Origin of the sequence: Novosphingobium anseongense (genome assembly GCF_037482895.1) — a bacterium.
Lineage (GTDB): Bacteria > Pseudomonadota > Alphaproteobacteria > Sphingomonadales > Sphingomonadaceae > Novosphingobium > Novosphingobium anseongense.
In genome coordinates this window covers 322,714-347,488 of sequence record NZ_JBBHJZ010000004.1, presented here as the reverse complement: position 1 = coordinate 347,488, position 24,775 = coordinate 322,714, and the positions used below count along the sequence as shown (strand labels likewise).

27 protein-coding genes are annotated in these 24,775 nt (G+C 64.8%); 19 read left to right on the top strand and 8 right to left on the bottom strand.

Going from position 1 to position 24,775, the window contains the following annotated elements:
* Positions 1-261 precede the first annotated feature (261 nt).
* The 8 genes from WG901_RS19630 (at position 262) to WG901_RS19595 (ending at position 7,311) form a co-directional block, all read left to right on the top strand.
* Positions 262-1,482 (top strand): hypothetical protein, encoded by a 1,221-nt coding sequence (locus WG901_RS19630; RefSeq protein WP_339588809.1) that lies wholly within the window; start codon positions 262-264, stop codon positions 1,480-1,482.
* 5 nt (positions 1,483-1,487) lie between these two features.
* Positions 1,488-3,200, top strand: a complete 1,713-nt coding sequence (locus WG901_RS19625) for a DUF1592 domain-containing protein (protein ID WP_339588808.1) — start codon at positions 1,488-1,490, stop codon at positions 3,198-3,200.
* Positions 3,197-4,528 (top strand): DUF1552 domain-containing protein, encoded by a 1,332-nt coding sequence (locus tag WG901_RS19620; RefSeq protein ID WP_339588807.1) that lies wholly within the window; start codon positions 3,197-3,199, stop codon positions 4,526-4,528. The genes WG901_RS19625 and WG901_RS19620 overlap by 4 nt, the downstream gene beginning before the upstream one ends.
* On the top strand, positions 4,528-5,043 hold the full coding sequence (locus tag WG901_RS19615; RefSeq protein ID WP_339588806.1) for a cytochrome c: 516 nt from the start codon (positions 4,528-4,530) through the stop codon (positions 5,041-5,043). The genes WG901_RS19620 and WG901_RS19615 overlap by 1 nt, the downstream gene beginning before the upstream one ends.
* 31 nt (positions 5,044-5,074) lie before the next feature.
* A complete protein-coding gene (locus WG901_RS19610) occupies positions 5,075-5,551 on the top strand; it encodes a c-type cytochrome (protein WP_339588805.1) in 477 nt (158 codons plus the stop codon).
* A gap of 1 nt (position 5,552) precedes the next feature.
* Positions 5,553-5,849 (top strand): hypothetical protein, encoded by a 297-nt coding sequence (locus WG901_RS19605; protein WP_339588804.1) that lies wholly within the window; start codon positions 5,553-5,555, stop codon positions 5,847-5,849.
* A gap of 436 nt (positions 5,850-6,285) precedes the next feature.
* Complete coding sequence (locus WG901_RS19600; RefSeq protein WP_339588803.1) at positions 6,286-6,543, top strand: hypothetical protein; 258 nt, start codon at positions 6,286-6,288, stop codon at positions 6,541-6,543.
* Between the two features lie 123 nt (positions 6,544-6,666).
* Positions 6,667-7,311 carry an SOS response-associated peptidase gene (locus WG901_RS19595; RefSeq protein ID WP_339588802.1) on the top strand — a complete coding sequence of 215 codons (645 nt, stop codon included), beginning with the start codon at positions 6,667-6,669 and terminating at the stop codon, positions 7,309-7,311.
* Positions 7,312-7,486: 175 nt separating this feature from the next.
* Here WG901_RS19595 and WG901_RS19590 read toward each other — a convergent pair whose 3' ends face one another.
* Both WG901_RS19590 and WG901_RS19585 read right to left on the bottom strand, forming a co-directional pair.
* Positions 7,487-8,755, bottom strand: a complete 1,269-nt coding sequence (locus WG901_RS19590; RefSeq protein ID WP_339588801.1) for a Y-family DNA polymerase — start codon at positions 8,753-8,755, stop codon at positions 7,487-7,489.
* Positions 8,752-9,165 (bottom strand): LexA family protein, encoded by a 414-nt coding sequence (locus tag WG901_RS19585; RefSeq protein ID WP_339588800.1) that lies wholly within the window; start codon positions 9,163-9,165, stop codon positions 8,752-8,754. The genes WG901_RS19590 and WG901_RS19585 overlap by 4 nt, the downstream gene beginning before the upstream one ends.
* Positions 9,166-9,305: 140 nt before the next feature.
* On the opposite strand from WG901_RS19585, the gene WG901_RS19580 reads away from it, so the two are divergent.
* From WG901_RS19580 to WG901_RS19565, 4 genes are read left to right on the top strand one after another with little or no spacing between them, the layout of a single operon-like run.
* Positions 9,306-9,650, top strand: a complete 345-nt coding sequence (locus WG901_RS19580) for a hypothetical protein (protein ID WP_339588799.1) — start codon at positions 9,306-9,308, stop codon at positions 9,648-9,650.
* Between the two features lie 3 nt (positions 9,651-9,653).
* Positions 9,654-9,977, top strand: a complete 324-nt coding sequence (locus WG901_RS19575) for a hypothetical protein (RefSeq protein ID WP_339588798.1) — start codon at positions 9,654-9,656, stop codon at positions 9,975-9,977.
* A gap of 14 nt (positions 9,978-9,991) precedes the next feature.
* The gene (locus tag WG901_RS19570; protein WP_339588797.1) at positions 9,992-10,351 is read left to right on the top strand and encodes a hypothetical protein; all 360 of its coding nucleotides are present in this window, start codon (positions 9,992-9,994) and stop codon (positions 10,349-10,351) included.
* Between the two features lie 2 nt (positions 10,352-10,353).
* Positions 10,354-11,007, top strand: a complete 654-nt coding sequence (locus tag WG901_RS19565; RefSeq protein ID WP_339588796.1) for an SOS response-associated peptidase family protein — start codon at positions 10,354-10,356, stop codon at positions 11,005-11,007.
* A gap of 315 nt (positions 11,008-11,322) precedes the next feature.
* Here WG901_RS19565 and WG901_RS19560 read toward each other — a convergent pair whose 3' ends face one another.
* A complete protein-coding gene (locus tag WG901_RS19560) occupies positions 11,323-12,195 on the bottom strand; it encodes a LysR family transcriptional regulator (RefSeq protein ID WP_339588795.1) in 873 nt (290 codons plus the stop codon).
* 124 nt (positions 12,196-12,319) lie between these two features.
* On the opposite strand from WG901_RS19560, the gene WG901_RS19555 reads away from it, so the two are divergent.
* Both WG901_RS19555 and WG901_RS19550 read left to right on the top strand, forming a co-directional pair.
* Positions 12,320-12,892, top strand: a complete 573-nt coding sequence (locus WG901_RS19555) for a cysteine dioxygenase family protein (protein ID WP_339588794.1) — start codon at positions 12,320-12,322, stop codon at positions 12,890-12,892.
* Between the two features lie 11 nt (positions 12,893-12,903).
* Positions 12,904-13,818, top strand: a complete 915-nt coding sequence (locus WG901_RS19550) for an AEC family transporter (protein WP_339588793.1) — start codon at positions 12,904-12,906, stop codon at positions 13,816-13,818.
* 236 nt (positions 13,819-14,054) lie between these two features.
* Here WG901_RS19550 and WG901_RS19545 read toward each other — a convergent pair whose 3' ends face one another.
* Positions 14,055-14,933, bottom strand: a complete 879-nt coding sequence (locus WG901_RS19545; protein WP_339588792.1) for a TauD/TfdA dioxygenase family protein — start codon at positions 14,931-14,933, stop codon at positions 14,055-14,057.
* 175 nt (positions 14,934-15,108) lie between these two features.
* Positions 15,109-15,579, bottom strand: a complete 471-nt coding sequence (locus WG901_RS19540; protein WP_339588791.1) for an Lrp/AsnC family transcriptional regulator — start codon at positions 15,577-15,579, stop codon at positions 15,109-15,111.
* Between the two features lie 131 nt (positions 15,580-15,710).
* Here WG901_RS19540 and WG901_RS19535 point away from each other — a divergent pair, with 131 nt between their 5' ends.
* From WG901_RS19535 to WG901_RS19520, 4 genes are all read left to right on the top strand, one after another.
* A complete protein-coding gene (locus tag WG901_RS19535; RefSeq protein ID WP_339588790.1) occupies positions 15,711-16,973 on the top strand; it encodes a thiamine pyrophosphate-dependent enzyme in 1,263 nt (420 codons plus the stop codon).
* 10 nt (positions 16,974-16,983) lie between these two features.
* Complete coding sequence (locus WG901_RS19530; protein ID WP_339588851.1) at positions 16,984-17,988, top strand: alpha-ketoacid dehydrogenase subunit beta; 1,005 nt, start codon at positions 16,984-16,986, stop codon at positions 17,986-17,988.
* A gap of 178 nt (positions 17,989-18,166) precedes the next feature.
* Positions 18,167-20,455: a TonB-dependent receptor gene (locus WG901_RS19525; RefSeq protein WP_339588789.1), complete on the top strand. Its 2,289-nt coding sequence runs from the start codon at positions 18,167-18,169 to the stop codon at positions 20,453-20,455.
* Between the two features lie 85 nt (positions 20,456-20,540).
* Entirely contained in the window at positions 20,541-21,461 is a 921-nt protein-coding gene (locus WG901_RS19520) for an SDR family NAD(P)-dependent oxidoreductase (RefSeq protein WP_339588788.1), read from the top strand.
* A 143-nt stretch (positions 21,462-21,604) separates the two neighbouring features.
* Here the strand turns inward: WG901_RS19520 and WG901_RS19515 are convergent, their stop codons facing one another.
* Positions 21,605-22,393 carry an SDR family NAD(P)-dependent oxidoreductase gene (locus WG901_RS19515; RefSeq protein ID WP_339588787.1) on the bottom strand — a complete coding sequence of 263 codons (789 nt, stop codon included), beginning with the start codon at positions 22,391-22,393 and terminating at the stop codon, positions 21,605-21,607.
* Positions 22,394-22,428: 35 nt separating this feature from the next.
* Positions 22,429-23,052: a VOC family protein gene (locus WG901_RS19510; RefSeq protein ID WP_339588786.1), complete on the bottom strand. Its 624-nt coding sequence runs from the start codon at positions 23,050-23,052 to the stop codon at positions 22,429-22,431.
* Between the two features lie 369 nt (positions 23,053-23,421).
* Between WG901_RS19510 and WG901_RS19505 the strand changes: the two genes are divergently transcribed.
* On the top strand, positions 23,422-24,069 hold the full coding sequence (locus tag WG901_RS19505) for a carboxymuconolactone decarboxylase family protein (RefSeq protein ID WP_339588785.1): 648 nt from the start codon (positions 23,422-23,424) through the stop codon (positions 24,067-24,069).
* 36 nt (positions 24,070-24,105) lie between these two features.
* On the opposite strand, the gene WG901_RS19500 is transcribed toward WG901_RS19505, so the two are convergent.
* Positions 24,106-24,774: a TetR/AcrR family transcriptional regulator gene (locus WG901_RS19500; protein WP_339588784.1), complete on the bottom strand. Its 669-nt coding sequence runs from the start codon at positions 24,772-24,774 to the stop codon at positions 24,106-24,108.
* Between the last annotated feature and the right edge of the window lies 1 nt (position 24,775).

Here is a 24,775-nt window from a genome sequence, read left to right as displayed (position 1 = left end):
AAGTGTAAAGTTCATGTAAAACCGCTGGCTCCGCCTGCGTTGGAAAGGCAGTCCCTCGTTTGAGAGGATAGCCCAGGTCTGCACCCGCCACGCCCCTGCTTGGACGGTCGCAGATTGCCGATACGAGCCTGCCGGGACGGACAGACTCTGAGCCGCCGGTCGTTATCCTCTCGCACCGGCACAGGCCGCAAGATCAACTGGAGGGTGCGTGTGACAGCAGGTGACGGATACCGGAGGCCCGCCTTCCTTAAAGGGTGTGTCGTGCTGTCGGCCGGCCTGCTGCTGGCCAGCGCATCTTCGGAACGCGCTGCCCAGGCCTCGCCGTCTCCCGAGGTCTCGCACCAGGCAGCCGGCGGCGTGCAGAACGAGGTGTTCCGCAATGGCGAGGCCGGCTTCGTCGTCACCGAAATCGCTTATGCGCTCGGGCCGGACGGCAAGGACGGCGCCTGCCCCGCCGGCATGTCGGGCGGCGTACGCGGCCTGATCGAGGCCCTGGCGAAGACCCCGGCCGGCCAGCGCGGTGCCGATGAGAACCAGCAGACCTACGAGCGCCGCATGAGCATGGCCGTGCAGACCAAGCCGGACGGCCAGAACATCTGCCTCAATCCGCAGGGGGCACCCGCCGATCCGGGCTGGCGCATGGTGTCGGGCCGCGTGAAGGTCGACGGGTTCGATCTCGACGCGCGCGAGCCGGGCGCGAGCCGCTCGCGGACGGTCGAGACCTGCTCGCACGAGGAATTTCAAGGCTCCCAGGGCGAGCGCGGCGTCGACAATCAGTGGTATCGCGTCGTCGGATGCACCACCGGCTTCCAGTCTTCCGGACAGGCCAACGGCTGGCAGACCGAGATGTACACGGGCTCCTGGGGAATCCTGATGACGCTCAAGGGCGTCGACGATTTGCGCAACGATCCCGAGGTCCAGATCGGCTTCTACGCCAACGCCGATCCAATCGAACTCAGCGCCGCGCGGACCGCGCTGCCCTTTGCGACCTATGCGGCAACGCAGGATGAGCGCTACCGCGCCACCACGCGCGGCCGCATCGTCGACGGCGTGTTGATGATCGATCCGGTCGACCTGCGTTTCCACAACATCGTCAACTCGATGACCGACGACCGCGTCCTGCGCGCCGCGCGGGTGCGGTTCAAGTTCGCCCCCGACGGCGGCATCACCGGACTGCTCGCCGGCTACACCCCGGTCGAGAACATGTACGACCTGCAGTACGGCGCCCGGCACAGCCGCAACGCTAAGGGAGAGCTCGCCCCCGAGCGCCTGCGCCTCGGCACCTCGGTCGGCCGCGCAGCAGTGCTCGGGCACACCTGCAACGGCGCTCACCAAGCGCTTTACCAGGCCGCGGACGGTGATCGCGATCCCAAGACCGGGCGCTGCACCTCGATATCCACCCAGTACAAGATCCGCTTCGCGCCCGCCTTCGTCGTCGATGCGCGCACGCAAAGCGTCAACGCGCCGCTGGCGCTGAAATGAGCACCATGATCGCCAGAACCCTCAGACTATCATCGTTGCGCCGGATCGGCCTGGGACTTTGCCTGGCTCTGGCAGGCGGCATCGGCTGGGCCCAGCAGGGCGCACAGCCTGAGCCCGCGGCCCTTGTCGAGCCCAAGCCCGCGGGTGGCCCGCTGCTGATGCGCCGCCTGACAGAATCGCAGTATCGCGCGACGATCGCCGACGTCTTCGCGCCCGACGTCGCCATCGCCGGGCGCTTCGAGCGCGGCTTGCGCGAGGACGGCCTGATCGCGGTCGGCACCAGCCACGGCTCTATGTCCGCCTTCAGCGTCGAACAGTACGATGTCTCTGCGCGCGGCATCGCCGCGGAAGTCACAGGCGAGAAGCGCCGCGCGCAGTTCGTTCCCTGCCAGCCGAAATCGGAAACCGTCTTCGACAAGGCCTGCGCCACGCGGTTCGTCACCGACTACGGTCTCAAGCTCTTCCGCCGGCCTTTGTCTCCGCAGGAACGTGACCGCTTCGTCCAGGTCGCGCAGGCCGCGCAGGCGAAGCTCGGCGGCTTCTACCACGGCCTCGAATATGCGCTGATCGGCATGCTCGATTCGCCGCACTTCCTGCTGCGCATGGAACGCGCCGAACCCGATCCGCATCAGCCCGGGGCGACCCGGCTCGACGGCTGGTCGAAGGCCGTCCGGCTCAGCTATTTCCTGATCAACACCACCCCCGATGCCGAGCTCCTGCGCGCGGCCGCACAGGGTGAACTGCACGGCGAGCAAGGCCTGACGCGCCAGGTCGATCGCCTGCTCGCCTCGCCCCGCCTCGCCAGCTCGGTACGCGCGTTCTTCTGGGACATGTTCCAGTTTGACGGGTTCAACGACCTGTTCAAGGACCCAGCGATCTATCCCGCCTATACAACGACCGTCGCACGCGACGCGCAGGAACAGACCTTGCGCACGGTCGTATCGCTCCTCGTGACGCAGCAGGGTGATTATCGCGATCTGTTCACCACGCGCGAAACCTGGCTCTCGCGGCCGCTCGGCATCCTCTATCGCGTGCCGGTCACGACGCGGAACGGCTGGGAGCGCGGTGCGTATCCGGCCGACAGCCAGCGCGCGGGCATCCTGACCGACGTCTCGATGTTGGCGCTGCATTCGCACCCGGGCCGCTCGTCGCCGACCCTGCGCGGCAAGTCGCTGCGCGAGATTTTCCTTTGCCAGAAGGTGCCCGATCCGCCGGCCAACGTGAACTTCTCAATCGTGCAGGACGCCGTGAACCGTCCGGGATCGACCGCGCGCTTGCGGCTGGCCGAACATAACGACAATCCGGTCTGCGCGGGCTGTCACAAGCTGACTGATCCGATCGGCCTGACGCTCGAGAGCTTCGACGGCGCCGGCAGCTTCCGCGCCAAGGAAAATGGCGCCGAACTCGACCTCAGCGGTTCGCTCGACGGCAAGGATTTCTCAGGCGCGACCGGTCTCGGCCAGGCCATGCACGACAATTCCAGCGTGACGGGCTGTCTGACCGAGAAACTCTATCGTTCGGCCATCGGCCGCGACATCGCCGGCAACGAGGAGCCTTTCGTCGAATACCTGATGGGACGCTTCGAGGCCGAGCGCTTCCGCGTGCCCGCGCTGATGCGCGCAATAGCGCTCAGCAGGACGTTCTACGCCGTATCCCCGGCGCTCGATCAGGGACCGCAACGCACGGCCGCCGCCGCGAAGAAAGGAAACCGCTCATGACGCAGCTCAACCGCAGGACGATCCTGCGCGGCATGGTGAATGGCGCGAAGGTAGCCATGGCCCTGCCCTTCCTCGACATGTTCCTCGACGTGAACGGCGAAGCCCTGGCCGCGACCGGGCAACGCCTGCCCGTGCGTTTCGGCACCTGGATCTGGGGTTGCGGCTTCGTCCCCGAACGCTGGATTCCGACGAGCGAAGGCAAGGGCTACACGATGCCGCCCGATCTCGAGCCGCTGGCGCTCTACCGCGATCAGATGGCGCTGTTCTCGGGCTTCGACGTCAAGCTTGATGGCGTCGCCAACAAGCCGCACATGACCGGCAACCTCGGACTCCGCACGGGCATTCCCGTGCCGACTGAAACGGTCCGTGCGCCGACGATCGACGTGCTGGTCGGCGAGGCTATCGGCCAGGGTTCACGCTTTCGTTCGCTCGAGCTCAGCGCCTCGGGAATCGAGCGCTCGTACTCGTTCCGCGGCGCCGGCTCGCCCAATCCCAGCGAGGTTTCGCCAATGGCGCTCTATCAGCGAATCTTCGGCGAGGGCTTCCAGGATCCGAACGCCGCATCGTTCACGCCCGATCCGCGCACGATGGTGCGCCGAAGCGTCCTCTCGGCAGTGAGCGAAGACCGCCAGCGGCTGATGAAGGCGCTGGGCGCGGCCGATCGGCAGCGCATGGACGAGTATTTCACCTCGGTTCGCCAGCTCGAACAGCAGCTCGAACTCCAGTTGCAGCCGCCGGCCAAGGTGGAGAACTTCACCTTGCCGCAGGCGCCGGCCAAGACCGTGGTCGATGCCGACGTCGAGCACGTCATGGTCAACCACAAGATCATGGCCGGTTTGCTCGCTCAGGCGCTCGCCTGCAACCAGACGCGGGTGTTCAACATGCTGTTCTCGGACACCGCCTCCAACTTGCGCCGCTCGGCCTCGTCTGACACCCACCACACGCTCACCCACGAGGAGCCGGTCAATCCCAAGCTCGGCTATCAGGAGCAAGTGGCTTGGTTCGCGGCCAAGTCCATGGTCGCTTGCCGCGACTTCGTCGATGCGCTGGCGGGCATCAAGGAAGGCGACGGCACGCTGCTCGACAATACCCTGCTCTTCGCACATTCGGACTGTTCGATCGCCAAGTCGCACGCGGTCGAAGGCATCCCGATGATGGTCATCGGCAAGGCGGGCGGCCGCATCCGCACTGGCTATCACAAGGCTGGGCGCGCGGACGCAGCATCGCGCGTGGGCCTGTCGATCCAGCAGGCCATGGGCGTGCAGGTCGAGAAATGGGGCACGGGCTCGATGGACACCAACCGCACGGTCACCGAACTGGTCGCCTGATGACGCATAGGAACCGCAAGATCACCAAGATGAAGAACCGCCGCCTCGTCGCCCTGTCGGCGATGGTCGTCCCCGCTCTCGCCTTCGCGGCGATCGTCTCGCCACGCGCCGATGCCGCCGAGGGGGCGATGGCCAAGGCCGAAGCCGACGGGATCATCTTCGAACGGCAGAACCTCATGCTTCAGTTCGACAAGGACGCTGAACTGCTCGGTGAGATCGCCGCCGGGCTCAAGCCCAAGGACAAGCTTGCCGAAGTCACGGCGTCGATCGCGGAGACCGCGGCGGCTTCGAAGGCCGCCTTCGCGCCGCGGGTGCCCGGTGGCCGCGCCAAGCCAGAGGTCTGGTCGAACTGGGCCGACTATTCCCGCCGGCTCGACGATCTCGAGAAGAACACCAAGCAGCTCGCCGAATTCGGCGCCAAGGGCGATCTGACCAGCGTCACCAACATGCTGGGCGGCGCGCTGCAGTGCAAGGAATGCCACGACGTCTATCGCGGTCCCAAGAAGCCGACCTGAAGACGTCAGAGGGAAGAAAACGGAAACGACAATGACCATCGACCGATCGAAACCGGCGAAGCTTCGGGCTCTCGCCGCCATCGCCCTTGCCGGAATTGCGGCCGCCCCGCTCCTCGCTGCACCCGCGGACCAGATCCGCACGCGGATCGATGGCTACCGCGATCTCGGCGCCGCCTTCAAGACGCTCAACGACGGCCTGCGCGCGCCCTCGCCCCAGCCCCCGGTGTTGCGAGCCGCGGTGCAGAGGATCCGCGCCGCCGCCGGTCGCCAGTATGGCTGGTATCCGGCCGGAAGCGGCCCGCGACCGGGCGTGAAGACGGCGGCCAAGCCTGAGATCTGGGCGCAGGGCGCGCGCTTCCGCCAGCTCCAAGATGGCTTCGCCGTCCAGGCAGCCGCGCTCGAGCGCGCGGTCAGCACTGGCAACGCCGCAGCGATCCGCGCGGCCGCACGCAGTCTCGGTGGCAGCTGCAAGGCCTGCCACGACCAATTCCGTGTGGAGGCGAACTGAGATGAACAGCAATCGCCGCCGTTTCCTCGGCCTCGCCGCCACGGCCGTCCCGCTCGCCGCGCTCGGGGCTTCCTCCGCCTGGGCCGCCGCCTGCTACGATTCCGCAACCCTGCCGCTCAGCCAGAAGAACCGACGGCGATCAATCGGCTACATGGAGGCGGCCGCCGATCCTGCGCGCCGCTGTGCCGGCTGTGCCTTTTTCACGGCGGCGGAAGAAGGCTGCGGCAACTGCCTGATGCTGAACGCGACGGTGAACGCCGGCGCTTCGTGCGGATCGTTCGCGCCTCGCGGCAAATAGCAGCGGCAAAGGTTATCCGTCGGCTGCCCGATATGGATCGGCCAACCCGCAAGCACAGTTCATGAATGAACTGCCGCTATTGGGAAACCCAATGCGGCCGTCGGGCAGTAACCTTGTCGGCAGACATGACCTGATTCAAATCCCCCCGCCACTTCGGTTGAAATGGCGGGGAGACCGGGATGCCCGTTGACCCGGGTCGCTAGCGGCCAACGAGCGGCGCCATTGATCTTCCACAGCGTAAACACATTGTTACGACTGCGGCAGGTCGCCGCGTGTCAGCGACGGGCGGAGCCAGGATGCCCCCGGTGACGTAACGGATTCTCAATCGCCTTCGCTTAGGCAAGCAGCCGCGGATCCGGCGGCCCTTCGCAATGATCGACCGACCGGGTCCGCCACCGAAAATCGTTACAGCCTCCTTACGCGTACGGGATCGCGAATGGACCTTTTGTATTCAGATGCCGTTCGCGCCACGGAGGCCGCGGCGAAACTCCGCGCCATCGTGCGCAGACTGGAAGACCTGCCCTTGGGGCCCGAGCGGGAATTGGCCCGGAGCGGCGCGCGAGCCGCATCCGACCTGCTCAGTGACAGTCTCACGCCTCCGCCCGCCAGCGCAACGGAAGCGCTCCTCGAAGTGGTGATCGCAGGCGTCAGGCACATCCTGAGCGAAGCCAAAGTGGGTTCGGTTCCGCGATAACCGGCCCGCCCTTCCCCGAGTCTGCTCAGCGCGACATCCGCTATGGCAGATTGCCCTGCCCCCGCCACCCTCCACCTCTTCGATTCTCCTGCGCAATCGCCGTTGGCATGATAGATATGGCGCATGTGCAACCTCTCCACGGTCCGTAAGAGCGCTGCCGAGGTAGCCGCCTATTTCAGTGTCGCTCCGCCCGACATCGCCGCGTTCAACGCGGCCGAGGAAACCTATCCCGGCTATCCCGGCATGGTGATCCGCGAGGTCGAGGGCCGACGCCGGCTCGAGACGATGATCTGGGGGTTTCCGTACCGTCCGCCGACGATGAAACCCGAGTCCAAGCCGCAGAAGGTCAACAACGCGCGCGGCGACAAGCTAAACACCTCGTTTTGGAGGGACAGCTTTGCCAAGCGGCGCTGCCTGATCCCGCTCACGGGCTGGGCCGAGGCCGAAGGTCCCAAGGGCCAAATGACACGAACCTGGTGTTCGATCGAGGGCACGGACATCTTTGCGGTCGGCGGCATCTGGCGCGACACTGCCGAATGGGGCCAGGCCTATTCGATGGTCATGGTCGAGGCATCGCCTCAGATGTTGTCTGTTCACACGCGGATGCCCGTGTTGCTCCGGCCCGACGAGTACGATCAGTGGATGCACGGCTTGCCTGAGGAGGCCTTCGGGCTCGTTCGAACTTCTCACGCCGATTTGCGGTTCGATCGCACGCCCGAGCCCTGGACTAAGAGGAGCACGGCCAATGCCACCGCCACCCTGCTTTAGTCGCCGGCGCGAGAAGCCATCGCTGCCCGAACGGATCCTGGTCTGGGCGATGATCGCAGCGTTCTGGATTCCCTTGCTCATCCACGTGCTGACCTGAATCCCAGGCCAAGCACCGAGGCCAATGCCTCGCCTTGCGCGCGAGATCGGCCTGCCCTCCTCCAGTCTTGCGGAAAGGTCAGGCGCGCACTGCGGGCACCTCGGCGATCCTTGTCGTGTAACTCGGTGACCGCGCATCCGATCGCGCGGCCCAGTCGCGCTTGAACCCCTGGGTCGCCGGCACCGCGGCGAACTTCCCGAAACGACCGTTCACCTCGTCCATCGCGCTCATCAGCCGCGCGCGCTTTTCGGTATCGCCCTCGAAGAGCGCCAGAGGCCGTAGCCGCTCCTCGACGAGGTCCTCGAGCATGATCCCGGCCTTGGTGATGCCATAGCCTTCGCGCCAAGCGCTTTCCACGCCGCGGCGGGCAAGGCCGAGGATCACCAAGCCATCATTGGTCATGGGCTGAGCGCTGAGCGTGCGCGTCGCGGAATACTGCGGCCGCTCGGGCTTATGCGGGTTGGTATGGAAGGAGACCGTTACGCGGCGCGCAACGAGGCCGTGCTGGCGCAGCTTCTCTCCGGCCCGCATGGCATATTGCGCGACGGCGCCCATCAGCGTGTCGATGTCGGCAACCGGCGTACCGAACGAGCGCGTCACGGCCATGCCTTTGCGCTGCGGCTCTACCGTCTCGACGGCGGCGGCGGGCACACCGCGCAGCTCGGCGATCAGTCGCTCGAGCACGACCGTGCCTATGCCCCGGGCCTGCTTCATCGCCATGTCGCGGAGCTGTCCTGCTGTGCGGATGCCGAGCCCCTGGAGCTTGGTCGCGGTCGCGCGGCCGACACCCCAGACATCGCCGACGGCGAAGCGGTCGAGGACCCAGTTGCGCGTCGTCTCGTCGCGCAGGTCGGCGACGCCTTCGAACAGGGGGTTCTTCTTGGCCGCGGCATTGGCGAGTTTCGCGAGCGCCTTGGTCGGCGCGATGCCGACGCAGGTCGGGATCGTCGTCCATTCGCGGACCTGCGCGCTCATCTCCCGCGCGTGCGCGACGAGGTCGAGATGCTCGAAGCCCGCGAAATCGACGAAGGTCTTGTCGATCGAGTAGATCTCGAAATCGCGCGCGAAGGGTTGGATCGCCGCGACGACACGGCGCTGCATGTCGCCGTAGAGAGCGTAGTTCGACGAGAGCACCCGAATGCCGTGAGCCTTCACCTTGCCCTGGATCAGGTGGATCGGATCGCCCGTCTTGACGCCCTGCGCCTTGGCTTCAGCGGAGCGCGCGATGGCGCAGCCGTCGTTGTTCGAGAGTACGATCACCGGTACGCCGACGAGGCTCGCGTCGAAGGCCCGCTCGCACGAGACGTAGTAGTTGTTACAATCGATGAGGGCGACCGGCGCGCTCATGGGTAGCGCCGGGCGAGGCCAGCAAGGACGCCCCAGATTTCGACGTGCTCGTCGACGATGATGTCGGGATAGCCGTCCGCCTCGGCGACGAGCCACCGGCGGTCGCCGCGGCGTCGCAGGCGCTTCAATGTCCGGTCGCCATGGACGAGGGCGACGACGATATGCCCGGGCCTGGGCTTTTTCGCGCGGCTGACCACGATCAGGTCGCCATCGTTGATCCCCGCGCCTTCCATCGAGCGTCCCTCGACGCGCATCACGTAGCTCGCGGCAGGGTGCTCGATCAGCCAGTCGCCCAGATTGATCGGCTCTTCCATGTCGTCGTGGGCAGGCGAGGGAAAGCCCGCCGAAGCACTGACGAGCAGGATCGGCAGCTCGATCAGGGCGAGGTGAATGGGGACTATCTGGAGCATCTGAGCCTGCAGCGAATCAGGAGGACCCGGCCTGGGGTATCGGATGCCGGCGAGGACGTCATTGGTTTTGTACCTATTTTGTTCTATAATAATTCCTCGTTCCGAGTCGGAGAGCTGCATTGGCCATAACCATAATTCCCATGCCCAAGGAGCCGCGGCTGTGCGTCGTTGGCGATGTCGAGGCGAGCCTCGCGATTCCCGCCGCCGCGCCGCGTTTCCTCGGCGAGACCGAGCTCGTCGACACATACTGCATCGCCCTGTCGGACGGGTCGCTGATCCGCGCGAGCTACCATTCCGATCCGCGCTTCGAGGTCGTCGTCGAAGGTGCTGGCGCGGTGACGATCGACCGCGCGGGCAAGTCCTTCTCGCTCGACTGGAGCATCGAATGGGTCAATGTCGCCTCCGATCATGCCTCGACCGCGCTCGCCGAGAGGCAGCCGCCAAGCCTGCCGCTGTTCGACTTTGCCGCGGATGCCGCGGCGTGACCCATGAGCCGCAACCAGGACGGTCTCAGAGTCGCGACCAACGTCTTCGAGGCGGCCTTGTGGAAGAACAGCGTGCGCGCCGCTTGCTCGTGCGGGCAGGCTGCCTGCTTTCAGCCGCACGGCCTATGGAATTTGTGCGAGAAGCGGGGCTGGAGCGATGAATTTCGCGACCTGCGCCCTCACCTCTACTGCTCGCGGTGCTGGCGCGAGCGGTATCGCAAGGTCCGCCCGCGGACGATCGAGGCGAGCGACGAACTGCCCACGATCAAGCTCAAGATGCCCGACGAACGCGAATGGAAGCGCGCGCTGAGCCGCTTTCGAGCCTGAAAGGAAAGAGCCCCATGGACTATCAGGAATTGGTCGCTGGCGGCGGCGAGGAGACCACCCCAGAGAACGAGATCTCGCTCAAGGTCGCCGAGCTCGTCACGAAGATCATCGTCAGCGGCTCCATGCCGGGCGTGGTCGCCGGCCGCGATCCCGATGCAGCGATCGACGGCGTTCTGATGGCGCTCGCCCTCGTACTCGAGCAGTCGCCCGAAGGCGCCACGCCCCGCGACCTGCGCAAGCAGTGCGAGCAGTTCGGCAAGCAGCTTCACTACCATGCAAAGCTCTTCCGCGGCGTCTACGAGAAGACCGGCCAGCATCCGATCGAGCAGCTGCTCGGGGACTTCGCGTCGCCGATCGCAAAGACCGCGCACTAGCCATGACCCGGCTCTACGCGCTCCTCGCCGCAGCCCAGGACGTGGCGGATCACTTCGATGCCGAGTGCGACATCGCCGACTATCATCCTAGCGACGTCGTCGAAGGACTGCAGGGTCTCGTGGTGACCCAACGCAGCGGAGACCGCCGGCTCGAAGCGATGCGTTGGGGATTTCCGCGCATGACGCGCGAGATGCGCGAACGCGGCGAGCACAGCGACATCATCGGGCTCGTCGCCGACCTGACGAATCCGCTCTGGGAAGACGTGGTCCAGGACCGGCGCAATCGCTGTCTGATCCCCCTCACCCATTTTGCGAACCCCACGGGCGATTCCGGCGAGAAGGCGCGGACCTGGTTCTCGGTGAAGGAGCAGCCGATCGTCGCATGGGCCGGCTTCTGGGCCGAAACCGAGGAGATCGGGCCGGTCTATGCCGGCATGACCATGAATGCGAACGCAGCGGTGATGCCGACCAACGATCGCATGCCGGTCCTCCTGGAACGGCATGAATGGGGCGTTTGGCTGAACAGTGGGATCCGAGACGTGATCGGCCTGCAGTTCGCCCCACCTCTTTCATCCAAGCGCATGTTCGTCAATCGCACCCGAGACCGCTGGCGAAGCGGTAAGCTTCCCTTCGTTGAGCAGCTCACGCTGCTGTGAAGGCCACTTTGTCGGGGGGCCGGCAGCTATCCCGTTGTGGTGCAAGAAGAACCGATCCCGTCCAAACTCTTCCGGGTCGCATATGCGAAGGCGGGACCCAGCCGGCCGCGCTTCCAAGCGCCTTCCGCTTCAGGATGGAGAGCTCGATTGGCCCGTGCCTCCGCCGAGGCGACGGTTGGGAGATATGGACGGCTTTCAGAAGACCTCGAGGACTTATGAACGGGCGTAGAGTCGGCGCTGAACACGGAGCCAGAAATCTTTGCGCTAGTCCCTATGGATCCCAAAGCGGTCCATGCCCTCGTCGCCACTTTGCAGTCAGGCGCGGGCTGTCGCGGCCAGCGCCTCGAGAAGCGCCTCGATCATCGGAGCTTCGGCATATTCCTGCTTCAGGACGAGCGATAATTTGCGGAACACGGGCGGGCTCAACGACATGGCCAGGACCGTGTCACCGCAATCTTCGGGAACGGACGCTTCGGGTATGATGGTGGCGGCAAGACGCATCCTGACGATCCGCAGCATGGCATCGACTGAGTCCAGTTCGACGTAGGGATTTACTTCGATCTCGCGATCCTTGAGCGCGCGATCGATCGTTCGGCCGATACCGATCTCCTTTGTGAACCGTGCGAATGGCACGGCAGCCAGCGTGCGCGCGACGTCGCCTTCCGCCAGCTCGCGGTGCACGTACATCTTCAGCTCATCAGTCCTGATCGACCTTGCCACCAGACCGCTCGCTACGCGGTCCGGCTCGGTCACGACCGCCGCCTCGATCGTGCCCGCGCCCAGTTCCCGGATCAGATCCTGAGAGAGCCCGCTACGCACATGGACGCGACAATCAGGATAGGCACCGCCAAGCCAGGCAAGCATGCCCGGCAATATGCCAGTCGCTACGCTCGGCACGACGCCGACACGCAGCAGCCCCGCCACATCCGGCCGCAGAAGCGCATCCGACCTTTTAAGCGCGTCGTATTGATCGATCAGCTTTCGACCGTGCTGCACGAGTTTCCAACCGGCCTGATTGAGAACTGGAGGCCGGCGTCCACGATCGAAGAGCGGCATGCGCCACTCCTCCTCCAACGCCTTCATCTGCATGCTCACGGCCGACTGCGTCACGAACAGAGCTTCGGCAGCTGCGCTGAAGCCGCCATGATCGGCGATGGCTATGAGCGTGCGCAGGGTTTTGAGGCCCATGGTGTTCCTGACCATCCCATATCATTCAGATTCGTGATGATACCTCGAAATATTATGAATTTGAATTGCAAAGCCGTACCCGTCAACCAGCGGCCATCGACCTTAGCACGATAGTGAGAAACCGATGGCAGCAACGCCGAAATTCGAGAAATTCACCGAGCAGTTCTCGCAGCTCGTCGAGCAACCTTGGATTGATGAACACGGCATCTTGAACCAGGGCAGCGCCCTGCTGCGAGATCTCGTTTCGACCGACGATTGGCTGCCCGAGGAGCTCTCGCGGCCTCATCCGCAGTACTACCAGCAATATCTCCTGCACTGCGATCCGGAAGACCGCTACTGCGTGGTGAGCTTCGTCTGGGGCCCAGGCCAACGCACCCCGATACACGACCACGGGATCTGGGCATTGATCGGTATGCTAAGGGGCGCAGAGCGCAGCGAGGAGTTTTCGTTGGGCGGCGAAGGCCAAGCCTTGTGCCGCACGGGCGAAAAGGTCCTGCAGCCCGGCGACGTCGAACAGATATCCCTCCGCACAGGCGACATCCACCGGGTGTCCAACATGTTTGAGGATCGTATCTCCATCAGCATCCATGTGTACGGAGGCGATATCGGGCGATTGAAGCGCAGGGTTTTCGACGAAACAACCGGCGAAACGCGCGATTTCGTGTCCGGGTATTCGAACGCCCAACCTGCGACCTGAGTCCGATCGGCATGACTGACCGTGTTTTGGTCGCGCTCGTTCCGATCGTCCTCCTGATGATGCTGGGCGCGCTGCTGCGGCGGACGTCGCTGCTTGCAGATGACTTTTGGCCGCAAGCCGAGCGGCTGGGGTACTATGTGCTTTTGCCGTGCCTGTTCTTCCATGATCTGGCGACAGCGCAGGTCGGTCATATCCCGATCTACGAACTCGTTCTGACACTGATCGCGGCCACGGCACTGGTGGCCGCGATCGTCACGGCGTTGCGGCCAGTCATGCACGTCGACGGCCCCGCATTCACATCGGTTTTCCAGGGCAGCGTACGCTTCAACAACTTCATCGGGGTATCGCTCATGTCGGAGCTCTTCGGCGCCAGCGGAGTTGCCTTGGCCGCGGTCTGCAATGCCGCCGTTGTCCCGACCGTGAACATCCTGTGTGTTCTCATCTTCTCCCGCTTCGGCATCACGCGCCTCGGCCCAGGAGCAACCGTCCGGCAGATTGCGTCAAATCCCCTCATCATTGCGTCGCTTGCCGGCGTGTTATGGCAAGTCACTGGGTGGTCCGTCACCGATGGGTTGAGCTCTGCCTTGCGCTTGCTGGGCCTCGCATCACTGCCCCTGGGTCTCCTTTGCGTGGGCAGCGCCCTGCAATTCGGCCAGTTTCGCTCCTGGTTGAAGCCTATCGTTTGGTGTTCGATGGCAAAATTCGTGGCGATGCCGGTCGCGACTTTGGTGCTTGGCCGAATATTTGGCCTTTGCGGCGTGGCCTTGATGACCGCGATGCTATTTCAGTCTCTTCCCACTTCGTCGTCGTCCTACGTGATGGCCCGGCAGCTTGGCGGCGATGCACCACTTATGGCAACGATTACGGCGGCGCAGACCCTTCTGGCGATGCTGGCAATGCCCATCGTGGCCGCATTGCTACTTTGAACACGGGCAAAGCGCGCCCGCTTCACCCCGCCAGGTACTCGCGCGACTGTGCAGTCCTGCTGAGCTCGCCCGACGGATCACGCCTCGTGCCCGTCTGTTGCGGTATTCTCATACATCCGATGGGCAAGCTGTAGCCAGACAGACAAGGAGGTCGGAAAATTCGCGCTTAAGACGTCGATAGAAGGACGATGGCTTCAAAGCCGACGAATAGGATGCCGTCCTCCGCGCGGTACCGGCTATACCGAAGCGTCATCCTCTGCCGTAAAGAAATAGGACGACCTTCCCTCCCAGCCGTTGTCCCCCAGCAGGGCCGTGCGGTCCATCAAGCGGCGGCTAGTTTCAGGATAGGGCGAGGCCTTGTGCAAGCTCCCCGCGTTGTCCCAGAGAAGGAGATCGCCCATTTGCCAGCTGTGGGTGTAAACGTAACGCGGCTGCGTCACCCATTCGCAGAGCCGGCAAAGCAAGGTTCTCCCGGCTGGCAGGCTCATGCCCCGGACATGCGAGGCGCTGTGTCCGAGCAAAAGCGATTTGCGTCCCGACTTCGTTCGCCAGACGAGCGGAAAGAGGCGCTGGCCCGACTTCTGCCAAGTCTGTAGCTGCGCATGCGTCGGCCAGGGATAGACCGACCGCATGGCAGATTCGACGTCATGGACGACCCAAAGCGTTTCCAGATATTCCTGCTCGTCCGCGGGAAGATCGGCGAACGCCATGACCGCATTCGCAACATGGGTTTCTCCGCCAGTCTCGGGCAGGACGCGGGCGTTCAGCATCGTGGCGTAGTCAGGAATCCCGCCATAGAACCCATCGAAATGCCAGGTCAGCGAGGCACGCTGATAGTCAGCAACCTCGGCGTCGGGATTGACGTCGGGATTTTGCGACACCTGCAAAATGCCGCCTCGATCCTGGTTGCCGATCGGCCCCAGCGTGCTTGCGAACCGCACCTGTTCCTCGGGCGACAGGCCAATCGCGCGAAAGCTCAGAACCAGTCGCTCGTCGAGGAGCCGGCGAATGTCCGCAGCAACGCGTCCCGAGAGCAAGGCCTCGCGGTCCACGCGTAGCTCGCTGCCCAGCGCCGGGGTCAGATCCTGCACCACCTCGAACGCGGCATCGCTCATCACGTCTTCTCCTCTCCAGGGCCCGCCATGCGCAGACCATCATTGCTCGCGTCGCCCGCCGACCCCCCCCCGTTTTTCCGCCCCGCAAGGGTGGACGCTCTCGGCCAGTTGGCCCGGTCCTCACAGGCCTTCGAATTGCGTGGCATCCCTGTCACCGAGGCACCGGTGCGGCCGATTACGGCACCAATGGCAGCTCGGTCGTCGACTTGATCTCCGAGAGCGCGACCATCGAGTTGATGTCCTGGATTCCCGGAAGCTGCGACAGCTTCTCGAAGAAGAACCGTTCGTAAGCCTCGATGTCCTTCGCCACGATGCGCAGCATGAAATCGACCGAGCCCATCAGAACATGGCAGTCCATCACTTCCGGGAATTGGCGGATCGTCTCCGAAAATTCGGAGAGATTGGACCGCCCGACCTGATTGAGCTTCACGAGAGCGAAGACCTGCGCATTGAGGCCCACCATCTTGCGATCGAGCAGGCTGACCTGCGCGCGGATGAAACCATCGCGCTTGAGGCGCTGGATCCGCCGCCAGCACGGCGCCTCTGAAAGGCCGATCTCCCTGGCGATGTCTGCGTTCGATCGCGACGAATCGACCTGAAGGATGGCCAGAATGCGAAGCTCATAGGCATCGAGCGGTTCGGGCATGCTTCTTTCTCCGACGAACGAATCTCCGCAAGAATGCCTAGAATGTATCCAAAAAATGGCGCGAGAAAGAAAATTCTTTCGTCAGGCGTCCGGGTATTCTTGCAACGACGGCCTGTCTGGGATCGCAATGTATGCACGAAAATAAGCGAGATGGCGCACCGGCGCTGCTGCGCAATGCGCCTTACCTCTACGTGCCCGAACCCGAAGCGCGGCCGGGCGACCGACCGGATTTCGCGGGGCTTGAGCTGCCCGAGGCGGGAAGCGTCGCCCGCCCCCCGATCGACGTTGAGGCGTCCACGATCCGCGACATGGCCTTTACGCTCATCCGCGTTCTCCGTGAGGATGGCGTCGCCGTCGGCCCCTGGGATCCGGGCCTGACCCACGACGTGCTGCGCCGCGGCCTGCGCGCGATGATGCTGACGCGCGCCTACGACAAGCGCATGGTGCGCGTGCAGCGCCAGGGCAAGACGAGCTTCTACATGAAATCGACCGGCGAAGAGGCTGTCGCCGTCGCCGCGGCGAGCGCGCTGCAGCGCGGCGACATGTGCTTTCCGACTTACCGGCAGCAAGGTCTGCTCGTCGCCCGCGACTGGCCCCTCGTCGACATGATGAACCAGGTCTATTCCAACAGCGGCGACCGCCTGAAGGGGCGCCAGATGCCCGTTTTCTACTCGAGCCGCGAAGCCGGGTTCTTTTCGATCTCGGGTAATCTGGGCACGCAGTACAGCCAGGCCGTGGGTTGGGCGATGGCGGCCGCTTCCGATGGCGACAGCCGGATCGCCGCCGCCTGGATCGGCGACGGCGCCACGGCCGAGGGAGACTTCCATTACGCCCTGACCTTCGCCAGCGTCTACCGCGCGCCGGTCATCCTCAACATCGTCAATAACCAGTGGGCGATCTCCTCCTTCTCGGGCATCGCGGGCGGCGAGCAGTCGACCTTCGCTTCCCGGGGGATCGGCTTCGGTCTTCCCTCGCTCAGGGTCGACGGCAACGACTTCCTCGCGGTCTACGCCGTGACGTCCTGGGCGGCCGAACGGGCTCGCGCGGGCCTCGGCGCGACGGTCGTCGAGCTCTTCACCTATCGCGCCGAAGGCCATTCGACCTCGGACGATCCCACGCGCTACCGCCCGGAGACCGAGGCCGAGATCTGGCCGCTGGGGGATCCCATCGCCCGGCTTCGCGATCACCTGATCGCCCAGGGCGAATGGTCGCTCGAACGTCATGCCGAGCTCGAGGTCGCGCTCGACGAGGAAGTGCGTCAGGCCGGGCGCGAGGCCGAACGGCTCGGCACGCTCAAGGACGGCCCCCGCATCCCTGCCAGCACCTTCTTCCAGGACGTCTACAAGGACATGCCCGACCATCTCGTCCGCCAGCTCTACGCTTCGGGACTCTGACATGCCGCAGATGAGCATGATCGAGGCGATCAACAGCGCCCTGGACGTGACCCTCGCGCACGACAAGGACGTCATGATCTTCGGCCAGGACGTCGGCTTCTTCGGCGGGGTCTTCCGTGCGACCGACGGCCTTCAGCGCCGGCACGGCCGGCACCGCGTGTTCGACGCCCCGATTTCCGAGGGCGGGATCGTCGCCGCAGCTGTCGGCATGGGCGCCTATGGCAAGCGCCCCGTCGTCGAGATCCAGTTTGCAGACTACATCTATCCGGCCACCGACCAGCTGATCTCGGAAGCCGCGCGCATGCGTTACCGCACCGCGGGCGAATGGTGGTGTCCCATCACCGTGCGCAGCCCCTACGGCGGCGGCATCTTCGGCGGCCAGACACACAGCCAGAGCCCGGAAGGGATCTTCACCCACGTCGCCGGTCTCAAAACGGTGATCCCGTCGAACCCGCGCGACGCCAAGGGCCTGCTCATCGCTGCGATCGAGGACGATGACCCGGTGCTCTTCTTCGAGCCCAAGCGCCTCTACAACGGCCCGTTCGACGGCCACCACGACCGCCCGGTGACGAGTTGGGCGGGTCACGCCGATGCGGAAGTCCCGGACGGTCACTTTCGCGTCGAACTCGGCAAAGCGCGTACCGTGCGCGAGGGTCAGGCGCTCACGGTTATCGCCTATGGCACGATGGTTCACGTTGCTCTCGCGGCCGCCGAGCTCGCGCAGGTCGATGCCGAGGTCATCGACCTGCGAAGCCTTGTCCCGCTCGATCTCGCGACGATCGTCGCCTCGGTAAAGCGCACGGGCCGATGCCTCATCGTGCACGAAGCCACGCGCACCTGCGGTTTCGGCGCGGAATTGTCCGCCCTGGTCCAGGAGCACTGCTTCTACCACCTCGAGTCCCCGATCGAGCGCGTGACGGGCTGGGATACGCCCTACCCCCACGCTTTCGAATGGGAATATTTCCCGGGCCCGCAGCGCGTGGCGAAGGCGATGAAACAGAGTGTCGCCGCCTGACGATCGCTGCAGGAACCGCTTATCCAACAAATGTTCAGTAAGGCTTGACCCCTTCTCTGCACATTACTAAACGGTCGTTTAGTAATGCTGGCGCCGTGCAGGATCGTCCCGGGGGTCGCGAAAGACCTTCCCATAAGGGCGGCGTGCCAAAGACCGGTGCCTACAGGGAGGATGTTTGATGAAGCTTTTCAGCTCGACGACCGTAATCACTTTGGCGACGGTCATGGCGCTCGCCGCGGGGCAAGCGCAGGCGCAATCGGTGGCGGATGCAACCGGCTCGGATGCGGCCGACGTCACCAGCGAAATCATCGTGACTGCGCAGCGCCGCGCAGAGCGCTCGGTCGACGTGCCCATCACCGTCACCACGCTCGGCAGCGAACAGCTCGCGACCGCCAACGTCCGCGACCTCGCCGACATCACAAAGATCACGCCTTCGCTGCGCTTCGACAGTGCGGCTGCCTTCTTCCAGCCGACGATCCGCGGCGTCGGCACCTCGGTCGTCACGCCGGGCGGCGGCGCCAACGTCGGCATCTACGTCGACGGCTTCTATTCGCCGAACCCGCTCGCCGCCAACGGCCAGCTCATGAACGTCCAGAGCGTACAGGTCCTCAAGGGGCCGCAGGGCACGCTGTTCGGCCGCAACACCACCGGCGGCGCCATTCTTATTCAGTCGGCCGAGCCCAGCGAGGACACCAGCGCGCAGTTCAAGGCGTCCTATGGCCGCTTCAATCAGCTCCAGACGCAGGGCTATGCGACGACGGGGCTCGCACCCGGTTTCGCGGTCGATCTCGAAGGCATGTACCGCCGCGGTGACGGGTTCCAGACCAATATCGTCACGGGCAACGACAAGGTCGGCAAATACCGCTCGTGGTCGGTGCGCGCGGGCCTGAAGGCCGATCTTACCGACGGCGCGTCACTGCTCGTGCGCTACCAGCACAGCGACATCAACGATCCGACCTCGGTGGTGTTCAACAGCTATGTCGATCCCGTCCTGGGGATCGGCGCGCCGAGCTTCGCGCCGGCCGGTAGCTTCACGACGAAGCCCAACGAGGTCGCCCTCGACCAGCGCACCTTCTTCAAGTCGATCAGCAACGTCGTCCAGGCGACGCTCAACATCGACGCGGGCTTTGCCGATTTCACCTCTTACAGCCAGTACCGCCGCGAAAACAGCGACATCTCCGAGGATCTCGACGGCACCGCGGCGAAAGTCTTCCAGATCGGAATTCCGATCGAGAACGAGACCTTCAGCCAGGAATTCCTGCTGAACTCCAAGCCGGGCGGCAAGCTGCAGTGGACGGCCGGTCTCTTCTACTTCAGCAACCGGGACACCTACGAGACCTATCTCGATCTCTTCGCGATCGCCCGCACGCTGGGCAATCGCCTCGGCGGATCGAGCACGACGACGCGCAGCGCAGCAGCCTTCATCGACGCGACCTACGAGATCTCGCCGCAGCTCTTCGTCACGGCCGGCGCGCGTTATGCGCACGACGAAGTCGTCGACGCGAAATACGTGGTGGGGCCCTTGTCGAGCGGCGGCGCGCCGCTGACCGCGATTTCCGTGCCGTCGATCAAGAGCGACCGCGTCACCCCGCGCTTCGTGCTGCGCTACAAGCCCAGCGACCAGTCGAGCATCTACGCCTCGTTCACGCGCGGCTACAAGGCCGCGGTCATCGACGCGGGCGGCTCGTGCCAGAACCCCGTCAACCTGCCCTCGCCGTCCAACCCCACCGGCGCTGGCTTCACCTGCAATGACGTGAAGCCCGAAAAGATCGACGCCTACGAGGTCGGTTTCAAGTACGGTAGCCAAGGCCTGTCGCTTGAGGCGGCCGGTTTCTACTACGACTATAAGAACCTCCAGATTTCGGTCTATTCGGGCAGCGGCCTGGCCTCGATCACCAATGCCGCCACCTCGGAGATCTATGGCCTCGAGGGAGCCTTGCGGTACGAGTTCAGCGATGCATTCGAGATCAACCTCGGCGCGTCCTGGACCCACGCTCGCTACAAGGAGTTCGTGAACGCGCCGATCTATGCGCGCTGCCCCGGAAACCGCGGATGCTCGGGCAGCGCTGTGGGCCCGGTCTTCCCGTTCGAAGCGACCTTCCCCGTCGTTTCCGGCACGACGTTGCGCAACACGACCATGCAGCGCACGCCCGAGTTCACCGGCAATATCGGCGCGCGCTATCGCACGGACCTGGCGGGCGGAAAGCTGCAGGTTTCGGGCAATCTCTACTACACTTCGAGCTTCAACTTCGGCCCCTCGGGCGTCCAGTTCCCGCAGAAGGGATATGAGGTCGTCTCGGCCCGTGTGCAGTGGACCGATCCGAGCGAGACCTACACGCTTGCGCTCTGGGGCGAGAACCTGACGAACAAGCGGTTCCTGACTGCGGTCCAGTACAACAGCTTCGGCCTCGACGCGAACTGGAACCAGCCCGTCACCTATGGGGTGGAACTGAGCGCACGCTTCTGATGCCGCCGGCGCGCGCGGACGTTGCGTCCGTGCGCGCCACTCAATTCGTGGACCCGACGGTCGTCCGACGGCAGGAGCTCTGATCATGAACGGTCGGTTCGAGAACAATGCCCCGCTGGCCCTTGTCGTCGGCTGCGGCGACATGGGCATGGGCATCGCGAGGGCCCTGGGCCGAGTTCATCCCCTGCTGCTCGTGGATATCGATCGAGAGCGGCTAGCGGGCTGCGTCGCCGCGCTCAAGCATGACGGCTATGATGTCACGGGCCATGTCTGCGACATCTCGAAGCAAGTCGATGTCGAGGGACTGGCCTGGGCGCTGCTGCGCAGCCCCGGCGTGAAGGTTCTCGCCCATGTCGCGGCGATCGGCAACAGCGGCGCCGACTGGCGACGGGTCATCGAGGTCGATCTCGTGGCGGCAGGCCTCGTCGCGCGCGCCGTCGAGCCCGCGCTGGTCGCGGGCGCCGTCGCGATCTTCATCTCTTCGACGGGCGCCCAGCGCTGCCCGCGAGACCCGATGCTTCACGAGCTCATCGACAATCCGCTTCGCACCAATCTCTGCGCTCGCCTGCGTGAACTCGCAGGCCGCGATCTCAACTTCCTCGAAGCCTACTTCATCGCGAAAATGGGCGTGAACAGGCTGGTCGAACGCCTGGCCATAGCCTGGGGACCGAGACGCATGAGGGCCGTCTCGGTATCTCCGGGCCTGATAGATTCGACGATGGGCCGGACCGGGGGGAGTGAGATCCCGATCTATGCGGGGGGCGCGGAACCCCGCCTCGGCACGCGCGAGGAAAAGGCCCGCATCGAGGTCCCGCTTGGCCGCCAGGGCAGAGTGCTCGAGGTGGTCGGCGTCGTCGACTTCCTCGCCTCCGACGCGGCGAGTTTCATCAGCGGCATCGACGTTCCCGTCGACGGGGGCTCCAGCGCGTTCTGGCGCGCCATCGGCGATACGAGCGGCTCGCTGGGCGCAGAACAGCTCGCTCCGGGATTTCCCGCCTCGCCCTGAGAACTGGGCATCGTCACCCCATGACCGGCACTGCGCGGTCGGCGTCCCGCAGGTCGAGAGTCATGCGATCCTGGGCTCGGCACCGATCGACGCCGATGTCGGCGTCTGCTGATATGCCGGTCCCCGATCCTGCCGACGATGCCTCATGCGGTCGTTGCGACACCCGCCAACGAAGTCCAGCCGCCGTCGACGATGAGCGGCGCTCCCGTGACGAACGAGGAGTCGTCGCATGCCAGGAAAAGCGCCGCCTTGGCCTGCTCGATAGGCTCCGCCATCCGACCCAACGCCGACATGCGGTAGATCATGTCCGGGTCGACCAGGCCATGCTTCTCCATCTCTTCGAGTTCACGCATGGTCAGCGGCGACATGGTAGCGCCTGGGCAGAGCGAATTGACCCGGATGTTGTACTTGGCGAGCTGTACCGCCCCCACGCGCGAAAGCGCGACGAGCCCTGCTTTCGAGGCACAGTATCCCGCGGTCAGAGCGGCGATGAAGGCGCCGATCGAAGCCGTGTTGACGATCGTCCCGCCGCCCGCCTCGATCATGTGTGGCACGACATGCTTCATGAGCAGCCACGGCCCCTTGAGATTGACCGCGATGACGCGGTCGAAGGCCTCTTCGGCAACCTCGTGAAGCGGCAACTTGCCTTCGGTGTCGGTGCCCGCGTTGTTCAGAAGGACCGTCGGCACGCCGAGCTCGGCGACCGTGCGCGCGACGATGCGCGCAACGTCGGCGCTCGAGGTCACGTCGGCGCCAATGGCGATAGCATCGCCGCCGGCGCCCCGGATCGCAGCCGCGGTCGGCGCCGCGGCCTCTTCCTTCAGGTCGACGACAGCGACCTTGGCGCCCTCCTTGGCGAAGAGGATCGCCGAGGCCTCGCCCATGCCGCCGGCCCCGCCGGTTACGATCGCGACCTTGCCTGCAAGCTTCATGTCCTGTCCTTTTCGAAGTGTCCGTCGGCCTGGCGTCAGACGGGAATTGTGCCGCCGATGGCTTTGAACACCTCGGCGTAGAATTGCTCCGAGCCCTCATTACGCTCGATGAGCTCGATGATCGCGGCGCCCATCATGTCGCCTTCGACGTAACACCAGGGCACCTCGTTCCCGGGCCCCGTTCCGTCGACCAGGATGCGGGCGTCGGCGCCGCCCGCGCGCATCGCGGCGATTTCGCCGGCGACGCTGTCCACCCAGAAGGCCAGATGGTGAAGACCTTCACCATGGTCCGCGAGGAACTCATGATGCGGCGAGCGATCGTCGACGGGCTCGACGATCTCGAGCGCGGTGTTGTTCATCCAGACGAAGGCACCACGCAGGTGGAGGCCTTTGTCGCCATTGGCGAGGACCGCGTCGGCGAAATTGCCCTCGAAGCGATAGGCCGCTCCGAAGCCCATGGCATAGCTGAGCTTGGCGAGGGCACGCTCGCAATCCTTCACGACGAGGCCGACATGGTGGACGGGCGGCAGTCCCGTGCCGTCAGCCCGAGCCCCTGGATATCTGCCCCGAGCCGCTGCGCGCGCGCTTGGCTGGCTCGCATCGTTCGCGGCCGGAGCTGCGCTCCCGGCATTGCCCGCAATCACATCGCGACGCGTCAACGAACAGGTGCTGCACAGACAGATCGGCGCAACCGCCAGCGCGCTTGGCATCTCACCCTCCCCACATCGAGCCAGATGGCGTCGTGTTCGTCATTTTGGTAGCATCGGCCGCACAACGGGTCAATCCGAACGCGAAAGGCGCACCACAAGATCACCCAGGATGACTTCCGATCGGCCGAAATACTCACTTTTTTTATTTTAAATCATATTGATAACCTTCATTCTCGCGAGAAATGCCCCAATCCACCTGGCACAGCCGTCTCATCGCTCGATTGACAGCACGGCGCCCCGCTAACAAATAGACGATCAAACGCGGAGGCCGCCAGCACGAGGCGACGGCTCCAGATCCGCGGCGGGAAAGGACATGTCATGGCGCTCAATTCCGAAATGAGATCGCGCATCGATGCGCGCCATGCCGAAGTCCTGGGACAGCCTCCGCGTCTTGCGCCGCTTCCACGCGAGACGGTCGGCGAAGAGGTCCGCGCGACGACGACCGCGCTGCTTCGATCGATCGTCGGGCCCGAGGCCCCCATGCCCGACCTCCCGGTCTCCGCGATCCCGGAGATCATGTTCACCCTCTGCCGGTTTCCCTCGCTCTGGCAGTCCATCATGGACGTGACCACGCAGATCCAGGGACCGGCTTGCACAGTCGAACCGCGAGACCGCAAGCTGGCCATCCTGCGTACCGGCTGGCTCTGCCAGGCGCCCTACGAATTCGGCGAGCACGTCGATCAGGCGAGGCGCATGGGCTTCGACGAGGCGGACATCGACCGTATCGTCGAGGGCTCGTCGGCTGAAGGTTGGAACGCACATGATCGAGCGATCCTCGCCCTCGTCGAGGAGCTTCACACCAATGCCATGGTGAGCGACGCGACATGGTCGACGCTCGCCCTGCGGCTCGATGAGCGCCAGCTCTTCGAGCTCCTGGTGATCGTCGGCCAGTTTACCGCGACCGCCTATTTCCAGAACGCGCTGCGCCTGCGGCTCGAGGGCGGCAAGGGTCTTGCCGCGCGGTGATGCCCAATCCCCCGGGTCGCTGGGAGAATCGACAACTCAGTCTTGTGCCGGCTGTTTCACCAGCCCCGAGAGCGCCCGGCTGACCACGGCGCGAACCTCGTCATGACCGCGAGTGATCCCCACGCGCTCCTCGTTGGCGAGCGTGCGGGCGATCGCCACGAGGATCGTCGTCAGAGCCAAGGGCGAGACGACTGACGTATCGACTCCAGCGCCCGCCACGGCGCGCTGCAGCGCGTCCGCCTGCTGTTCACGGGCCTGGTCGGTCGCGATCGCGAACTTGCTCTGGAGCGCCTTGCGATGGTTCGATAGGGCTATGAACTCGACGCCAAGAGCCGACTGCCCCCAGTTTGACTGGAAATCCCATAGGGCCTGGAGCGGATCGGGTTGCGCCAGCACAGCCCCCAGCTCGATGAGCTGCTGATCGGTCATGCGCGCATGGAGCGCTATGAACAGATCGTCGGTCGTGGGATAGTAGTAGTGGACCGTCGCCCCGTTGACCCCGATGTCCTGAGCGACGCGGCGCGAGCTGACCGCGGCATAGCCTTCCTCGAGCATGACCTTCTCGGCCGCGTCGAGGATGAGCTTGCGGGCCGTATCGGGGTCCCGCCGAATTCGCTTCTTCTTGACCGTGTCCAATCCCGCTTCCTCGGTTTCCACCTGCTCGCCGCGTGCATGGAGCACCGGGCGGTTGACGGCAATCGCCATC